16 protein-coding genes are annotated in these 16,894 nt (G+C 73.6%); 6 read left to right on the top strand and 10 right to left on the bottom strand.

Annotated features, from left to right (window positions below):
- The first annotated feature begins 56 nt into the window (after window positions 1–56).
- Window positions 57–1,394 (top strand): carbohydrate-binding protein, encoded by a 1,338-nt coding sequence (locus tag GVV04_RS22040; protein ID WP_235966711.1) that lies wholly within the window; start codon window positions 57–59, stop codon window positions 1,392–1,394.
- Window positions 1,395–1,601: 207 nt separating this feature from the next.
- Window positions 1,602–2,729: an NERD domain-containing protein gene (locus GVV04_RS22035; RefSeq protein WP_161690011.1), complete on the top strand. Its 1,128-nt coding sequence runs from the start codon at window positions 1,602–1,604 to the stop codon at window positions 2,727–2,729.
- 6 nt (window positions 2,730–2,735) lie between these two features.
- Here GVV04_RS22035 and GVV04_RS22030 read toward each other — a convergent pair whose 3' ends face one another.
- The 4 genes from GVV04_RS22030 to ypfJ form a co-directional block, all read right to left on the bottom strand.
- A complete protein-coding gene (locus GVV04_RS22030; protein WP_161690010.1) occupies window positions 2,736–3,509 on the bottom strand; it encodes a CPBP family intramembrane glutamic endopeptidase in 774 nt (257 codons plus the stop codon).
- Window positions 3,510–3,637: 128 nt separating this feature from the next.
- A complete protein-coding gene (locus tag GVV04_RS22025; RefSeq protein ID WP_161690009.1) occupies window positions 3,638–4,285 on the bottom strand; it encodes a LuxR C-terminal-related transcriptional regulator in 648 nt (215 codons plus the stop codon).
- A complete protein-coding gene (locus GVV04_RS22020; protein ID WP_161690008.1) occupies window positions 4,255–5,550 on the bottom strand; it encodes a sensor histidine kinase in 1,296 nt (431 codons plus the stop codon). Before GVV04_RS22020 ends, GVV04_RS22025 begins: the two co-directional genes overlap by 31 nt.
- A gap of 143 nt (window positions 5,551–5,693) precedes the next feature.
- On the bottom strand, window positions 5,694–6,608 hold the full coding sequence (ypfJ, locus tag GVV04_RS22015) for a KPN_02809 family neutral zinc metallopeptidase (protein WP_161690550.1): 915 nt from the start codon (window positions 6,606–6,608) through the stop codon (window positions 5,694–5,696).
- 244 nt (window positions 6,609–6,852) lie between these two features.
- Here ypfJ and GVV04_RS22010 point away from each other — a divergent pair, with 244 nt between their 5' ends.
- Complete coding sequence (locus GVV04_RS22010; RefSeq protein ID WP_161690007.1) at window positions 6,853–8,457, top strand: ABC-F family ATP-binding cassette domain-containing protein; 1,605 nt, start codon at window positions 6,853–6,855, stop codon at window positions 8,455–8,457.
- 111 nt (window positions 8,458–8,568) lie between these two features.
- Here the strand turns inward: GVV04_RS22010 and GVV04_RS22005 are convergent, their stop codons facing one another.
- Window positions 8,569–9,162, bottom strand: coding sequence for a cadmium resistance transporter (locus GVV04_RS22005; RefSeq protein ID WP_328822513.1), 594 nt, complete (start codon window positions 9,160–9,162; stop codon window positions 8,569–8,571).
- Window positions 9,163–9,373: 211 nt separating this feature from the next.
- On the opposite strand from GVV04_RS22005, the gene GVV04_RS22000 reads away from it, so the two are divergent.
- From GVV04_RS22000 to GVV04_RS21990, 3 genes are all read left to right on the top strand, one after another.
- A complete protein-coding gene (locus GVV04_RS22000; RefSeq protein WP_007462679.1) occupies window positions 9,374–9,601 on the top strand; it encodes a helix-turn-helix domain-containing protein in 228 nt (75 codons plus the stop codon).
- Window positions 9,602–9,647: 46 nt separating this feature from the next.
- Window positions 9,648–10,415: an enoyl-CoA hydratase/isomerase family protein gene (locus GVV04_RS21995; protein WP_161690006.1), complete on the top strand. Its 768-nt coding sequence runs from the start codon at window positions 9,648–9,650 to the stop codon at window positions 10,413–10,415.
- Window positions 10,416–10,589: 174 nt separating this feature from the next.
- On the top strand, window positions 10,590–12,569 hold the full coding sequence (locus GVV04_RS21990; protein WP_161690005.1) for an ABC transporter ATP-binding protein: 1,980 nt from the start codon (window positions 10,590–10,592) through the stop codon (window positions 12,567–12,569).
- A 317-nt stretch (window positions 12,570–12,886) separates the two neighbouring features.
- Here GVV04_RS21990 and mug read toward each other — a convergent pair whose 3' ends face one another.
- The 5 genes from mug to GVV04_RS21960 form a co-directional block, all read right to left on the bottom strand.
- Window positions 12,887–13,414 (bottom strand): G/U mismatch-specific DNA glycosylase, encoded by a 528-nt coding sequence (mug, locus tag GVV04_RS21980; RefSeq protein ID WP_161690546.1) that lies wholly within the window; start codon window positions 13,412–13,414, stop codon window positions 12,887–12,889.
- 254 nt (window positions 13,415–13,668) lie between these two features.
- Window positions 13,669–14,430: an SDR family oxidoreductase gene (locus GVV04_RS21975; protein WP_161690004.1), complete on the bottom strand. Its 762-nt coding sequence runs from the start codon at window positions 14,428–14,430 to the stop codon at window positions 13,669–13,671.
- Window positions 14,431–14,463: 33 nt separating this feature from the next.
- Window positions 14,464–14,946, bottom strand: coding sequence for a hypothetical protein (locus GVV04_RS21970; protein ID WP_161690003.1), 483 nt, complete (start codon window positions 14,944–14,946; stop codon window positions 14,464–14,466).
- Window positions 14,943–15,896 carry a DUF692 domain-containing protein gene (locus GVV04_RS21965; protein ID WP_161690002.1) on the bottom strand — a complete coding sequence of 318 codons (954 nt, stop codon included), beginning with the start codon at window positions 15,894–15,896 and terminating at the stop codon, window positions 14,943–14,945. Before GVV04_RS21965 ends, GVV04_RS21970 begins: the two co-directional genes overlap by 4 nt.
- Complete coding sequence (locus tag GVV04_RS21960) at window positions 15,893–16,804, bottom strand: TIGR04222 domain-containing membrane protein (RefSeq protein WP_161690001.1); 912 nt, start codon at window positions 16,802–16,804, stop codon at window positions 15,893–15,895. Before GVV04_RS21960 ends, GVV04_RS21965 begins: the two co-directional genes overlap by 4 nt.
- Between the last annotated feature and the right edge of the window lie 90 nt (window positions 16,805–16,894).

The raw sequence follows: 16,894 nt of genomic DNA, 5'->3' as shown, positions 1-16,894 counted from the left end.
GGTCAACCGCGCCCGCCGCCCACCCGGTCCCTCCCCCCGTCCGCGAGGAGATCCCCATGCGCCGACGACCCGCCACCATGGCCGCCGCCCTCCTGGGCGCCGCCGCCACGGTGCTCACCTTCACCCTGACCGCGCAGGCCGACCCCGGTGCCGATCCGGCCCCCGGCGGCCCGTCCGGCGTCGCGGCCCCCGACGGCCTCGCGCCGGAGATGTTCGCCGCTCTCCAGCGGGACCTGCGACTGACCCCGGCGCAGGCCCGCGCGCGGCTCGACACCGACGCCCGGGCCGGCCGGGTCCAGCAGGTGCTGCGGGCCACCCTCGGCAGCCGCTACGGGGGCGCCTGGGTGACGCCCGACGGCACAGCCGTGACCGTCGGCGTCACCACCGCCGCTGACGCCGCGACGGTGCGTGACCTCGGCGCGGTCCCGGCGCGGGTGCGGCACGGCGAGCAGGCCCTGGCGGCGGTGGTGGACCGGCTGGACCGGCGGGCCGGCGACGCACCCGACGGGGTAACCGGCTGGTACGCCGACCTGCCCACGAACAGCGTCGTGGTGCTGGCCCGCCCCGGCGGCGACGCCGCGGCCGAGGCGTTCGCCGTCGGCGCGCCCGCCGGCACGGTCCGGGTCCAGGCCACCACGGAGGACCCCCGGCCGTACGCCGACGTGATCGGCGGAAACGCGTACTACATCGGCAGCAGTCGCTGCTCGATCGGCTTCTCCGTGCAGGGCGGGTTCGTCACCGCCGGGCACTGCGGCCGCGTGGGCGCCCGGACCTCCCAGCCGGGCGGCACGTTCCGGGGCTCCACCTTCCCCGGCCGGGACTACGCCTGGGTGCAGGTGGACGCCGGCAACACCCCGCGCGGGCTGGTGAACACCTACAGCGGCGGCACGGTCGCCGTGGCCGGCAGCACCGAGGCCGCCGTCGGCGCGGCGGTCTGCCGGTCCGGGTCCACCACCGGCTGGCGCTGCGGCACCATCCAGCAGAAGAACGCCTCCGTCACCTACCCCGAGGGCACCGTCTCCGGGCTGACCCGCAGCAACGCCTGCGCCGAGCCGGGCGACTCCGGCGGCTCCTGGCTGGCCGGCAGCCAGGCCCAGGGGGTCACCTCCGGCGGCTCGGGCAACTGCACCAGCGGCGGCACCATGTACTTCCAGCCGGTGAACCCGATCCTGGCCGCGTACGGGCTGAGCCTGATCACCTCCGGCGGCGGCCCGACGCCCACCCCCACCGGCACCAGCAATCCGCCCGGTGACACGACCTGGCAGGCGGGTACCTCGTACGCCGCCGGGGCGACGGTGATCTACGCCGGCCAGTCGTACCGGTGTTTGCAGGGGCACACGGCCCAGGTGGGCTGGGAGCCGCCGAACGTCCCCGCCCTGTGGCAGCAGGTCTGAACCCTCCCGGAGGACGGGACGGGCCCGGTCGCCGTGGCGGCGATCGGGCCCGTCCGCCGTGTCGCGGGGGTGCCGGGGCGGCGGGTCAGAGGCTGCCGCCGAAGGTGTCGCACTGCTTCGGGTCGCCGGTGTCCTAAAGGGCCCACTGCGATCATCTTCGACCGGCGGCGAGCCCGCCGAGTGTGCCGGGGGCTTAAGATCCGACCCATGCGAGAGGGCCGGTGGACCACGATCACGCCGTCGCAATTCGCGCACGAGCGGGAGGCGCTGGCGCACGTCCAGGCGTTGCTACCGGACACCGAGCCCTACCGGGCCTGGTCCAATTTCACCTTCACCGCTCAGACCGGGCACCCCTACGAGGTCGACCTGCTGGTGGCTGCCCCGAGCGGGCTCTACCTGATCGAGATCAAGAGCCTCACCGGCCGGCTGGTGTCCAGCGGCTCCAACTGGATCCTGCACGGCCCGAACGGCACCCGCACCTTCGACAATCCGCTGCACCTCGCCGACGCCAAGGCCAAGAAGCTCAAGGCCCTGCTCCAGACCGTCGCCAACCAGGACGAGGTCGCTACGGGCCAGCACAAGGGTCGACGTACGGGGCCGCCGGTCCGAATCCCCTTCGTGCAGGCGGCGGTCTTCCTGGCCAAGCCCGGCCTGACCGTCGCCCTGTCGGAAAACCACCTGCACGGCGTCTACGGGCCCGAGCCGGCACCCGGGCACCAGCCTGGCGACCTCCCCACGATCGGCTCGCTGCTGCGGCGTCCGCCGCAGGACGAGCGGCACCGGGTCACCAGGGAACTCTCCGCTGCCCTGCCGGGTCTGCTGAACGACGTCGGCATCGCCCGCAGCCGAAAGCACTACCAGGTCGGGGCGTGGGAGCTGGAGACCCGTCCGTTCGACCTGGGCCCGACCTGGCAGGACCACCACGTCCGGCACCGCGACCTGGAACGGGAACACCGGCGGATCCGCATCTACCTGGTCGAACGCAACGCGGTGCAGGCCGAGCGCGCCAGCATCGAGCGGGCCGCGAAGCGCGAAATGCTCGCCCTGCACGGCATCAGCCACCCTCCTGGCGCGCATCAACACCTACCTGGTGCGCTGGACCCGCAAGAAGTACAAACGGCTACGACCCCGCAAGAAGGTCCGGGCGGCCTGGGAACGGATCGTGAATCAGTTCCCCAGGTACTTCGCCCACTGGGCCTGGGTCAACACACCCCTGATGATCAAGATGGCAAGAGCGGAGTGACGGGAGACTGTCACGCTCCGTTCCGTGGGAGCCCGGGGGTGAGATTCCCCCGGGCCATCCGACCACCCTGGCTGCTCGGCAACTTGGCGTGAGATCTGTCAGGCGCCGACGGCCGTTAGCGGTGCTGGTGAGGCGGTCGATGCCCGGCGCGTCGACCGGATGAGGAACGGGACGCAGGCCACGCCGACGAGACCCATGGCGATCGCGGTGTCGGTCATCCAGGCCATGGAGTCGTCGGCGTGCGGAAAGCCGACAAGTGTGCCGATGTTGACGCCCCAGTGCAGGACGGTGGCCACGAGGACGCGGATCCACCAGGCGCGCCCGGCCGTGACGGCCGCCGCGGCGACGGAGAGTCCGATGGTCGAGACGACGAAGACGGCGTAGACCGCGACTCCGGCCTCCGCCACGTAGAAGTGGCCGAGCCCGAAGAAGACGCCGGTGACGGCGGCGGCCAATAGCGCCGGCATGCGGGTTTCGAGCAGGGGTTGTACGAGCCCCCGCCAGCCGACCTCCTCGCCGGCCGCGCCGAGGAACTGCGCCAGCAGGATCAGGGCCAGCGGTGCGGGAAGCGTCGCGGTGTCGAGTGGCTCCCAGCGGTGCGGCTCGACGACCGCCAGCAGCCAGAGGACGAGGATGACCGCCAGCGCCAGCCCGACGGCGGCGCAGGCGGGGGCGAGGAGACCGCGTTTGGTCGTACGCGGGTAGGGCAGGCGGCCTCGCCAGATCGCGTACACGGCGAGGGCGCCGACGGCGGTGGAGAACTGGGTGAGTACCAGGACGGTCGGGTGGAGCCCGGTCAGCCCCTGGGCCAGCGTGAACAACGGCGAGGCGGCGGTCGACGCCACGAGGAACGCGACGATGATCGTCGTCACGCGCGACCTGGCCGCTGCGGCCGGAGGGAAGGTGTTCGTTGTCGCCATGCGTCCAGTCTCGACCGGGCGACGGCTCGGGACACTGGAGCTGGGCGTCGGGCCGGGTGCAGTTTTCCCTACCGGCGGGCTCAGCGTTCGTTGAGGTACGCCAGCACCGCCAGGACCCGTCGGTTGTCGTCGAGGCTCGCGTGCAGACCGAGCTTCGCGAACACGTTCGAGATGTGCTTGGTCGTCGCGCTCTCGCTGATGTGCAGCTCGTCGCCGATCGCCGCGTTGGAGCGTCCCTGTGCCATCAGGTCGAGCACCTGCCGCTCGCGTTCCGTGAGGGTGCCGACGGGCCCGCGCCGTTCGACGCGGGTGATGAGCGCGCTGATGACCGTCGGGTCGAGCACGGTGCCGCCACCGGCGACCTGGGTGAGGGCGTCCATGAACTGACGGGGGTGGGACACCCGGTCCTTCAACAGGTAGCCGACCCCACCGACCTGGTCGGCGAGGAGTTCGCGCACGTACAGCTGCTCGACGTACTGCGAGAACAGCAGGACCGGGAGGGCGGGACGGACCCGTCGTGCCGCGAGCACGGCCTGCAGCCCCTCGTCGGTGTGCGTCGGGGGGAGGCGGATGTCGACGATCGCGACGTCGGCCCGCCAGTCGCCGAGAACCCGGCACAGCTCGGGTCCCGTACCCACCTGCTCGACGACCTGATGACCGACGGCCTCGAGCAGGCTGACCAGGCCGGCGCGTAGCATTATCTGGTCCTCTGCGACGACGACGCGCACGGCACCTCCAGCACGATTTCCGTCGGGCCGTCCGCCGGGCTGCTGACGGTGAGGGCGCCGTCGAAGGCGGCCAACCGCCGGCGGATACCGTCGAGCCCGCCGCCGGGCACGATGACCGCGCCCCCCTTGCCGTCGTCGCGCACCCCGATGCGCAGGCGGCCGTCCACGATGTCCGCCGTCACGGCGAGGTGGGCCGCGCCGGAGTGCTTCGCGGCGTTGGTGAGCACTTCGCGGGTGGCGAAGTACGCCGCGCTCTCGAGCGAGGAGTCCAGCCGTGCGGGTAGCCGCACCCGCGTGGTCGTCGGCAGCGCCGCCTCGATGGCCATGGCCTCAATGGCCGCGCCGAGCCCCCGATCGGCGAGGACCGGGGGGTGGATCCCGCGCATGAGATCGCGCAGTTCGCCGAGGGCGTTCAGGGAGTCGGCACGCGCCTGCCCGATGAGGGCGAGCGCCGCGTTCGGGTCGCTGGGCACGAGGGTCTCGGCGACTCCCAGCTTCATGGTGATCGCCACGAGCTGGGCCTGGGCGCCGTCGTGCACATCCCGTTCGATGCGGCGCAGCCGCGCGGCCGCGTCGTCGCGGACCTCTTCGCGGGTGGCCGAGAGGGCGGAGACCCGCGCCTGTAGATCGACCAGGTGGCTGCCGATCAGTACGGACGACCAGCGGGCCTGCGTCCGCAACCACCAGGGTCCGCTGAGGGCGCCGAAGACGACGAGGCCGCAGCCGAGGACGACGGCGTACGGCACCGCGCTGGTCGACGTGACGGGAACGAACGCGTACCACTCCGTCGGTCGTAGGCCGAGGCCGAGGTGGAGGACCGGGATGGCCGCGCAGCCGTACAGGCCCCAGGCGACGTACCCGAATGGTGTGATCGCGAGCAGGACGCCGGTGTACGGGTCGAGGACTGCCCACCGCATCAGCTGCCAGAAGGCGCGGTCGGTGAGGAGTCGCCAGCACTGACGTGCCCCGGCGGCGAATCCGGACCCGGCGGGGTCCGGCAGGCTCGGCACCGCGAAACCGGTGCCGGCGAAGCGCCGATCCGCCCGGCTCAGCCGCTCGGCCTGGCGGTGCAGCACGCGTACGCAGCCGGGAAAGATCAGCACACCGACGCCCAGGGGGATGAGCCAGGAGGCGATGACGGTGACGACCGTCATCAACATCACGGTGACCAGCTGGGCGGTGAGGACGAGTGAGCCACGCAGCGCCGACCATCGCCCGGCCGGCCCGCCGGGGCCACCGTCCGACGTCGTTGCATTGCCCCGCATTCGAACGATTATGCCGGACCCGCGCCGTCGCCGGCATCCACGGAGCAGTCCGGTTCGACGCGTACGGGTCCGGTCGCCGCAACGACCGGACCCGTGCCGTTCCCCTGTGCGCGGAGGCGTTCAGCGCGCCCCGCGCACCGCCGTCACAGCGCCCCGCTGAAGGTGTCGCACTGCTTCGGGTCGCCGGTGTCGTACCCCTTGGTGAACCACTGCTTGCGCTGCGCCGACGTGCCGTGGGTGAACTCGTCGGGGTTGACCGGGCGGCCCGAGCGCTGCTGGATGGCGTCGTCGCCGATCTTCTCGGCGGCGTCGATGGCCTCGGAGATGTCCCGCTCGGTGATGCTGGTGAAGATCTTCTGGCCCTTCTCGTCCGCGGTGCCGGTGGCGTTGCGCGCCCACGCACCCGCGTAGCAGTCGGCCTGGAGCTCCAGCTTCACCGACAGGGCGTTGGCGCTGTCCGGGTCGCGCTGCTGCTGGCGGCGCATCTGCGCCTCGGTGCCGAGCAGGTCCTGCACGTGGTGGCCGTACTCGTGGGCCAGCACGTACGGCTGGGCGAACTCGCCCTTGGCGCCGAGCTGGTCGGCGAGCTGCTGGTAGAAGGTCAGGTCGATGTAGACCAGGTCGTCGGCGGGGCAGTAGAACGGCCCGACGCCGGAGTCGGCTTGGCCGCAGCCGGTGTTGACGCCCTGGCTGAAGAACACCGTCTTGGACGCCTTGTACTGCTCGCCGAAGACCTCCGGCAGGGCGGTGCGCCAGTACGCCTGGATCGAGTTGACGTAGAGGGTGTTGCGGCAGTCGAGCTGCTTCAGGGCGTCCTCGGCCGAGCACTTCTGCGTGAGCGAGGTGTTGTCGCCCTGCTCGGTGCCGTCGCCTCCGCCGGTCATGGCGTTCAGGCCGAAGCCGCCGCCGACCAGGGCGACCAGTACGGCGACGATGATGCCGACGATGCCACCGCGCCCACCGCCGATCGGGATGCCGCCCAGGCCGCCGCCTCCCCCTGATCCCCGCCGATCGTCCACCTGGCTGGTGTCGACCTGCGCGTTCTCGTTCAGCTCCATGTTGACCCCGATCACCGATTCGTCACGTTTGGCGGTTGCGGTACCGGACCGGGTCCGGACGGGATTCTCGGTACCCGATGATCTTGATCGGTAACCGTGGGCGTCCCCGGGGACGCCCGGTACAATTGCGGCGTGCTGCTCTGCGAAGGCTGAACCGCCCCGCGCCGACGGGAACCATCGACCCGCCGGCGCTTTCGCGTGCCCATGAGTCAGCCCTTCCAGATTTCGAGAGCGAGCCCCTCACATGATCACTGCCAGCGGCCTGGAACTGCGCGCCGGCGCCCGGATCCTGCTGTCCGACACCACCCTGCGGGTGCAGCCGGGCGACCGCATCGGCCTGGTCGGCCGCAACGGTGCCGGCAAGACCACCACCCTGAAGGTGCTCGCGGGGGAGGGGCAGCCGTACGCCGGCCAGATCGATCGGCGCAGCGCCGTCGGCTACCTCCCCCAGGACCCGCGCACCGGTGACCTGGAGGTCACCGGCCGGGACCGGGTGCTCTCCGCCCGGGGCCTCGACGTGCTGATGGCCCAGATGCAGGAGGTCGAGGCCAAGCTCGCCGACAGCGTCGAGGACAAGCTGGTCCGCCGCTACGGCGCCCTGGAGGACCAGTTCGCCGCCCTCGGCGGGTACGCGGCCGAGGCCGAGGCCGCCCGGATCTGCGCCAACCTCGGCCTGCCCGACCGGGCCCTCGCCCAGACCATCGGCACCCTCTCCGGCGGTCAGCGCCGCCGCATCGAGCTGGCCCGGATCCTGTTCCGCGACGCCGGGGAGAACGGCGGCGGCATCCTGCTGCTCGACGAGCCGACCAACCACCTCGACGCCGACTCGATCACCTGGCTGCGCGGCTTCCTCGCCAACCACAAGGGCGGGCTGATCGTGATCTCCCACGACGGCGCGCTGCTGGAGTCGGTGGTCAACAAGGTCTGGTTCCTCGACGCCACCCGTTCCGTGGTCGACGTCTACAACCTGGGCTGGAAGGCGTACCTGGAGGCGCGGGAGACCGACGAGCGCCGCCGCCGCCGGGAGCGGGCCAACGCCGAGAAGAAGGCCGGCGCGCTGATGGCCCAGGCCGACAAGATGCGGGCCAAGGCCACCAAGACCGTCGCCGCGCAGAACATGGCCCGTCGGGCCGAGAAGCTGATCTCCGGGCTGGAGGAGGTCCGGGTCTCCGACCGGGTGGCCAAGGTCCGCTTCCCGAACCCCGCGTCGTGCGGCAAGACGCCGCTCACCGCGTCCGGGCTGTCCAAGTCGTACGGCTCGCTGGAGATCTTCACCGACGTCAACGTGGCGGTCGACCGGGGCTCCCGGGTGGCCATCCTCGGCCTCAACGGTGCCGGCAAGACCACCCTGCTGCGGATGCTCGGCGGCCTGCTCAAGCCGGACACGGGCGAGGTGCACGCCGGGCACGGGCTGCGGCTGGGCTACTACGCCCAGGAGCACGAGACCCTGGACGTGAACCGGACGGTGCTGGAGAACATGCGCGCCGCCGCCATCGAGCAGACCGACACCGAGCTGCGGAAGATCCTCGGCGCGTTCCTGTTCTCCGGCGAGGACGTGGACAAGCCGGCCGGGGTGCTCTCCGGTGGGGAGAAGACCCGGTTGGCCCTGTCCACCCTCGTCTGCTCCGGCGCCAACGTGCTGCTGCTCGACGAGCCGACGAACAACCTCGACCCGGTCAGCCGGGAGCAGGTGCTCGACGCCATCGCCAACTACCCGGGCGCGATCGTGCTGGTCACCCACGATCCCGGCGCGGTGCTGGCGCTCAAGCCGGACCGGGCGATCCTGCTCCCCGACGGCGACGAGGACGCCTGGAGCGACGACCTGCTCGAACTGGTCGAGCTGGCCTGAGTCCGCCCACCGCCTCGATCATGGAGCTGTGGCGGGCGGAAAGCGACTTCATGCACCTTTCGCGAAGCGCCGCACTCCATGATCTCCCGGCGGGTCGGGGCGGGTCGGGGGTCAGGCGGTCAGGCGGGTAAGTACGCCGGAGCTGACCAGGATCACCACGCCGATCGCGACGAAGACGGCCGGGACCAGCCAGTGGCCGGCCCGGCCGACCAGCCGGACCACCGCCGGGTGGCTGCCGAGGCCGGCGGCGACTCCGCACCACAGCCCGACCAGCGCCACGAACACCAGCAGCCAGACCAGCCCGTCGAGCGGGTCGAGGGCGCGGAACACCGGCACGTACACGGCGATGTTGTCGGCGCCGTTGGCGATCGTCACCCCGGTCACGCCCAGCAGCCCGCCGACCACGGCCGGCGGCTCGGCGTCGTCGCGCCGGGCCAGCAGGGCGCGCACGCCGAGCGCGATCGGCAGCAGGCCGAGCAGCCCGGTCCACGGGTCGGGCACCACGAGCAGCCCGGCGGCGACCACCACGGCGGCGGCGACCAGCGCGCCGATGCCCAGGTACTGGCCGCCGACGACGTGCCACGGCCGGGGCCTCCCGGTGCTCCGGGCGGCCACGAAGAGCACGGTCAGCACGATGACGTCGTCGATGTTGGTGGCGGCGAACACCAGCGCCGCGCTGGCCGCGGTCGCGATCAGGTCGGTCACGCCAGGCAGGGTACGGCCGCCGCGCCCGCCCCGGCCGCGCCCGCCGTTGCGGGGGCACCCTCAGTCTGCGGACATCGTCACTCTATCGGTTAACCGACACTGCATAGCGTGTCGGTTGGCGAATAGTTGATATCTGGCGCATGATCGTTCGAGGCGGTCTAATAGGTGGGACCGTATCCGAACCGCACAGTCTGGGACGTGAGGAATCAGCATGGCAGCCACTGGCACAGCCACCAGCACTGAGAAGGGTCGCCGGATCGTCGGAGCCGAGCGTCAGACGCTCGCCAAGGACCTGGTAAAGCGGTACACCTCGGGCGAGAGCATCCGCGCGCTCGCAGCCTCCACCGGGCGTTCCTACGGGTTCATCCACCGGGTGCTCACCGAGTCCGGCGTCCAGCTGCGTCAGCGCGGCGGCGCCCGGCGTCGCAAGAAGGCGTGACCCGCCCACCGACGTCGTCCACCAGCGCCGTCCCACGGGCCGCCCGGTGACCCCCGGCGCGGTCGGGGTACGACTCGACTGCGACGGGCCGGTCGCGACGGTCACGTTGTGCCGGCCCGACGTGCTCAACGCCCAGACCCCGGCGATGTGGCGCGCGATGAGCGACTTCTCCCGGGACCTGCCCGGCAACGTGCGGGTCGTCGTCGTGCGCGGCGAGGGGCGGGCGTTCTCCGCCGGCCTCGACCTGTCGGTGGCCGGAGCCTCCGGCCCGGGCTCCTTCGCCGAGCTGGCCACCCTGCCCGAGCAGGAATGCGCCGACCGGATCGCGGAGTTCCAAGGCGGCTTCACCTGGCTGCACCGGCCGGACGTGATCTCGGTGGCGGCCGTGCAGGGGCACGCCATCGGTGCCGGCCTCCAGCTCGCGCTCGCCTGCGACCTGCGGGTGCTGGCCGCCGACGCCAAACTCTCCATGGCCGAGGTGACCCTGGGCCTCGTCCCCGACCTGGCCGGCACCAAGCGGCTGGTCGAGCTGGTCGGCTACGCCCGCGCCCTGGAGATCTGCGCCACCGGCCGGCGGATGGACGCCACCGAGGCCGACCGGCTCGGGCTGGCCACCCTGGTGGTGCCGAACGCCGAGCTGGACGCCGCCGTGCGCGACCTCACCGCCGGTCTGCTCGCCAACGACCGGAACGCCGTGGTGGAGATCAAGGCGCTGCTCGCCGGTGCCGCGGGCCGGTCCCACGCCGAACAGCAGCGGGCCGAACGCGAGGCCCAGACCCGTCGCCTCCGCGACCTCGCCGGCCGAGGCGAATAGCCTCGTCGGGCGGGCCCGGAGCGGTCTCGTCGGGCGGGGCGGAACGGTCTCGTCGGGCGGGCCCGGACAGTAAGGACTGTCCGGGAAGAATCGGGTTACGGCCGAGGTTGTCGTAGGCGTCGGGAGAATCGACCCGACGGCACGAGTCCGCCCACAACCCGGAGGTGACGCGCGATGTCTGATGGCGGCATGGGCGGTTGGCACATGATCCGGTCGATGCGCAACCGGGACGAGATCTCCGCCCACCGGCTCAAGCGCGGCACCGCCCGGCGGATCATCGAGTTCGCCCGGCCCTACCGGCGGGACATGGTCGTCTTCCTGGTCACCGTGGTGATCGCCGCGGTGATCGGCGTCGCCACCCCGGTGCTCGCCGGTGACGTGATCAACGCGATCAGCCGCAGTGGCCCGGACGCCGGGTCGACCGTGGTCCGGCTGGCCCTGGTCATCGCCGTCCTGGCGGTCGCCGACGCGCTCTTCTCGCTGGCCCAGCGGTGGTACTCGGCCCGGATCGGCGAGGGGATCATCCTCGACCTGCGGACCCGGGTCTACGACCACGTCCAGCGGATGCCGCTGCAGTTCTTCACCCGCACCCAGACCGGCGCGTTGGTCAGCCGGCTCAACAACGACGTGATGGGGGCCCAGCGGGCGTTCACCTCCACCCTCTCCGGGGTGGTCAGCAACGTCATCCAGCTGGTGCTCACCGCCGCGGTGATGCTGACCCTCTCCTGGCAGATCACCGTGCTGTCGCTGATCCTGCTGCCGATCTTCATCATCCCGGCCCGCCGGGTCGGTCGGCGGCTGGCCGACATCACCCGCGAGTCGTACGACCTCAACGCCAAGATGAGCGCCACGATGACCGAGCGGTTCGGGGTGGCCGGGGCGCTGCTGGTCAAGCTGTTCGGCTCGCCCGACGTGGAGGCGCGCCGGTTCGCCGGCCGGGCCGAGCGGGTCCGCGACATCGGCATCCAGTCCGCCATGTACTCGCGGACGTTCTTCGTGGCGATGCTGCTGGTCGCCTCGCTGGCCCAGGCGCTCACCTACGGTCTCGGCGGCTGGCTCGCGGTCGCCGGCAGCGTCAGCGCCGGCACGGTGGTGACACTGGCACTGCTGCTCACCCGCCTCTACGGCCCGCTGACCGCGCTGTCCAACGTCCGGGTGGACGTGATGAGCGCGCTGGTCTCCTTCGACCGGGTCTTCGAGGTGCTCGACCTGCGCCCTGGGATCGAGGAGAAGCCGAACGCCGTCGCCGTGCCGCGCGGCAACGGCCGGGTCGAGTTCCACGACGTCCGGTTCCGTTACCCGAGCGCCGCCGAGGTGTCGCTGGCCTCCCTGGAGGAAGTCACCACGCTGGACCGCACCGTCAACGAGCCGGTGCTCAAGGGCGTCTCGTTCGCCGTCGAGCCGGGCCAGATGGTGGCCCTGGTCGGCCCGTCCGGCGCCGGCAAGTCCACCCTGTCCATGCTGATCTCCCGGATCTACGACGTCAGCGACGGCCAGGTGCTGGTCGGCGGGGTCGACGTCCGGGACGCCACGCTCGCCTCGCTGCGCGACGAGATCGGCGTGGTCACCCAGGACTCCCACCTGTTCCACGAGACGATCGCCGAGAACCTGCGCTACGCCAGGCCGGGCGCCACCGATGACGAGATCTGGGCGGCCCTCGCGGGGGCGCAGGTCGCCGATCTGGTCCGGTCGCTGCCCGACGGGCTGGAGACCACCGTCGGCGAGCGGGGGTACCGCTTCTCCGGTGGCGAGAAGCAGCGCATCGCCATCGCCCGGCTGCTGCTCAAGGCCCCGTCGATCGTGATCCTCGACGAGGCGACCGCGCACCTGGACTCGGAGAGCGAGGCGGCGGTGCAGCGGGCCCTGTCGGTGGCGCTGGCCGGGCGTACCGCGCTGGTGATCGCGCACCGGTTCTCCACCGTCCGGGACGCCGACCAGATCCTGGTCCTCGACGAGGGGCGGATCGTCGAGCGGGGCCGGCACGAGGAGCTGGTCGCCGTCGGCGGGCTCTACGCCGAGCTGTACCGCACCCAGTTCGCGTTGGCCGAGTCGCCCGCGCCGTACGTGGACGCGACCGGGCGGGAGACGGTGATCACCGTGCCGATGGCCAACTACGTCGCCGACGAGGCGATGCCCCCGGCCGCCGCCAACTGACCGGTCCGCCCGACCCGCCCGGTCCGCCCGACCCGCCCGGTCCGACCGACCCGCCCGGTCCGCCCGACCCGCCCGGTCCGACCGACCCGCCCGGTCCGACCGACCCGCCCGGTCCGACCGACCCGCCCGGTCCGACCGACCCGCCCGGTCCGACCGACCCGCCCGGTCCGACCGACCCGCCCGGTCCGCCCGACCCGCCCGGTCCGACCGACCCGCCCGGTCCGCCCGACCCGCCCGGTCCGACCGACCCGCCCGGTCCGACCGACCCGCCCGGGTCGGCCGGGTCGGCCGGACTTGCTTGGCCTGGCCTGGGCCGGTCAGGCAGGGGCGGCGGTCGCGGCGTGCAGCTCGCCGAAGGCCACGCCCAGGGTCTCCGCCGTGAAGTGGGCGTTCAGCCCGCTCGGGTTGGGCAGCACCCACAGCCGGGCGCGGCCGAGCAGCTCCGGCTGCGGCCCGAAGGTCGCCTTCGGTCGACCGAACCCGATCCGGTACGCGGTCACCCCGACCACCGCCACCCAGGCGGGCCGGTGCCGCCGCACCTTGTCGGCCAGGATCTCCGCCCCGTCGACCAGCTCGTCGGCGGTCAGTTCGTCGGCCCGAGCGCTGGCCCGGGCTGCCATGTTGGTGATGCCCAGCCCGTACCCGGGCAGCGTGTCCTGCTCACTCGGGTGCAGCTGCCGGGGCGTGAAGCCGCCCCGGTGCAGGGCCGGCCAGAACCGGTTGCCGGGCCGGGCGAAGTGCCAGCCGGTCGCCGCCGACCAGAGGCCGGGGTTGATCCCGACGAAGAGCACGGCCAGCCCTGGCGCGATGACGTCGGGGATGGTTCGGTCCGCCGCGGCGGCCAGCTGCTCCCGCGTCGGGCGCCGCCCCCGCTCCGCCCCACCGGACCTGGCCGGGGCGGCTCCGGTCGGCTTCGCCCCGGTCGGCTTCGGCCGGGCCTGGGCCGCTCCGGTCGGCGTCGCTCTGGTCGGCTTCGGCCGGGCCTGGGCCGCGCCGGTCGGCTTCGCGCCGGTCGGTTCCGTTCCGGCCGGCGTCGGTCCGGCCAGTCCAGGGGAGATCGGCGTCGGCTCCCGGCTGGGCCCGGGTGCGCGGGCGGGCATCAGAGGCTGCGGAGCGCGCCGCCGTCGACCGGGAGGGTGATCCCGGTCAGGTAGCCGGCGGCGGGGGAGAGGACGAACGCGGCGACCCGACCGAACTCCGCAGGCTCGCCGATGCGGCGCAGTGGGATGCCGGCCTCGGCGTCGGCCCGGGCCCGCCCCGTGTCCCCGGAGGCGGCGAGCAGCTCCCGGTTCCGGTCGGTCATGATCCGCCCCGGGAGCAGGCCGACGAACCGCACGCCCCGGGGGCCGTACTCGTCGGCCATGTCCTTGGCCACCCCGGCGAGGCCCGGCCGCAGCCCGTTGGAGATGCCCAGCCCGGCCAGCGGGCTGCGCGCCGAGCTGGACAGGACCAGCGCGATCGCGCCGCCGTCGGACAGCCCGGCGGCGACCGTCCGGGCGGTGCGGACGGTGCCGAGGAAGACGGTCTCGAAGGACTCGCGCCACTGCGCGTCGGTCGCCCCGGCCGCGGTGCCCGTGGGTGGGCCCCCGACCGACACCAGCGCGCCGTCGAGCCGGCCGAAGTGTTCCCGGGCGGCGGCGACCAGCCGCTCGGGGGTGGCCGGGTCGGCCAGGTCGGCGGCCAGGCCGATGGCCCGCTCCGGGCCGCCGAGCCGCTGCACCGCCTCAGCCACCCGCTCCGGGGCCCGGGCTGAGACGACCACCCGCGCCCCGTCGGCGACGAGACACTCGGCGGTGGCGAAGCCCAGCCCGCGCGAGGCGCCGGTCAGCACGTATACCCGGTCGGTGAGTCCCAGATCCATGGGACCGATCCTGCCGTACGAGGCGGGAGTCGGTCAGCGTCGGGCCGGGCGCAGCAGGCGTACCCGGCCGGCGAGCTGCACCGCGACGGCACCGCCGGTGTGGGCCACGGACGGCAGCCGGCGGCGGCGCGGCGCCCCCGCGCCGTCGTAACGGCTGACCGCCTCCCGGGCGGCCAGCTCCTCGGCGCCCAGCGGCGGCAGCTCGTCCCGCCCCCGCAGCTCCCGGGCCAGGTCCCAGCCGTCGCGCAGCGAGCCGTTGGTGGGCCGGCCGGCCGCCCATCCGACGAACGTCGCCGGCCAGGCGGCACCGAGGCCGGCGGCGAGCAGCGGCCAGTGCCGCGCCACGTCGCCGGCCCGCTTGCGCAGCAGGGCCCGGCGGGCGGCGTCGACCGGCCCCGGGGCGAACCCGGGCGGCAGCGGCCCGCCCGCGACCAGGGTCGCCACCAGCTCGGCCTGCCGGGCGGCCAGATCGCCGGGCCGGTGCGGCGCGGCGGGGTGTCCCCGGTCGGCGCTCACGTCACCACCGGGTACCCGGAGGCGGCGGCGATCGCGTCCAGCTCGGCGCGCAGCTCCGGGGCGGGCGGCCAGTGGCCGTCGCGCTCCAGCAGCAGCGCCGGCGGGCGGTGCCGGGCGCACAGCGCGCCGACCAGGTCGAGCACGACCGGCGGCACCGGGTCGGTGTGCGTGTCGTGGTAGTAGCCGCCCTGCTCGGCGCCGCCGGCGACGTGCACGTACGCGACCCGGTCGAGCGGCAGCCGGTCCAGCAGGGCGAGGGGGTCCGTGCCCCGGTTGCGGGAGTTGGCGTGCACGTTGGCGATGTCCAGCAGCAGCGTCGCGCCCGTGGCGTCCAGGATCTCGGTGAGGAAGTCCGCCTCGTCCAGCTCGTCGTCCGGCCAGTCGAACAGCGCCGCGATCGGCTCCAGCGCCAGCGGCACCGGCAGCTCGGCCTGCGCCCGGCGGACGTTGGCCACCACCGCGGCGACGGCCTCCCGGCTGCGCGGCAGCGGCAGCAGGTGACCGGCCTCCAGCCCGCCGGCCCGGACGAAGGCGATGTGCTCGCTGACCAGCGGCGCCCCGACCAGCTCGGCCACCCGCGCCAGGTGGGCGACCCGGGCGGGGTCGACCGGTTCCGCGCCGCCGAGGGAGAGCCGCACCCCGTGCGGTACGACGGTGACGCCGCGCTCGACCAGCTCGGCGAGCCCGGCCGGCGGCGGCCCGTGCGGGGCGACGGCCTCCGCCACCACCTCGACGAACCGCAGCCCCGGCAGCTCGGCGACGAAGCCGGCGATCTCCGGCCGCCAGCCGATGCCGACCCCGGTGGGACCCGGGCCGCCCCCGGCCGCCTCGCCCGCCCCGGCCGCGTCCCGGCCCGCGCCGGCCGCCCAGACACCCGGGTCGGTCGTGGCGGTTCCCGGACCGGCCGCCCAGACACCCGGGTCGGTCGTGGCGGTTCCCGGACCGGTCATCCGCCGCACCCGCCTCCGCCTCCGCACCCGCCTCCGCAGGAGCTGCCGCCGCTGCACGAACTCCCCCCGCCGCTGCACGAGGTGCCGCCGCTGGAGGTGCCACCGGGGGAGAGCGCCTGCCGCTGGATCTCGGCCTGCTCGGCGAAGCCCGGGTCCATCGCCCAGAGCGAGGCGGTACCGAACAGGGCGACGCCCAGCGCCGCGCCGGCCGCCCCGTAGGTGGAGAACGCCGGGTCGGACGCCGGGGCGAGGTGCAGGTTGCGCCGGCGCAGCTCGCGCAGGGCGACGTCGGCGGCCCGGGTACGCCAGGGCACCCGGGCGATCAGCGCGGCCGCGACGGCCAGCGGGATCAGGAGGAGGATCAGGAAGCCGACCGGGTGGTCGTTGGCCAGCCCGGCGACGATCCGGGCAACGCCGAGCAGCACGAGCGAGAGCAGCAGGAACGACCCGCGCCGGGCGGAGAGCCGCTGCGCCTGCGTCAGCGCCAGGCCCTGCCGCTGCAGGCCGTCGCGCAGCTGTTCGAGCGCCCGCAGCACCCACCCGTCGCGGCCCAGCTCGCTGGCGTACAGGTTGCGGCTGGCGGCGTGGTGGACCGCCCGGTCCAGCGGGGTGGCCCCGACCCGCAGCTGGCCGCCGACCGTCAGCCGCCGGTCGGGTCGGACGCCGACGATCCCGGTGCCGCGCAGGCCGCCGAGCGAGGTCCAGATCGCGAGTTGGTTGCCGCCGTTGAGGAAGGCCACCTGCTGGGGGCCGAGCTGGCCGACGTCGGCGGCCGGGGGGCCGGCGAGGACCCGACGCCGGTGCACGATCGAGCCCACGACGACCACGAGGGCCGCCAGCAGGTAGACCCAGAGGAAGGTGGGGCCGGAGATGCCCCAGGTGTCGCCGGGCGCCGCGATGACGGTCATGCTGCTCTCCTGTCGCGCGAGGGGAACGCGACCCCATTGTGGAACAGGACCGCCATGGTGGACCTCGGCCGAGGGCGCAGTTATCGGACC

It is taken from the genome of Micromonospora rubida (assembly GCF_009908295.1).
GTDB lineage: Bacteria > Actinomycetota > Actinomycetes > Mycobacteriales > Micromonosporaceae > Micromonospora > Micromonospora rubida.
Note: the sequence above shows the minus strand (reverse complement) of the source record. Positions and strands in the feature narration are given on the sequence as shown.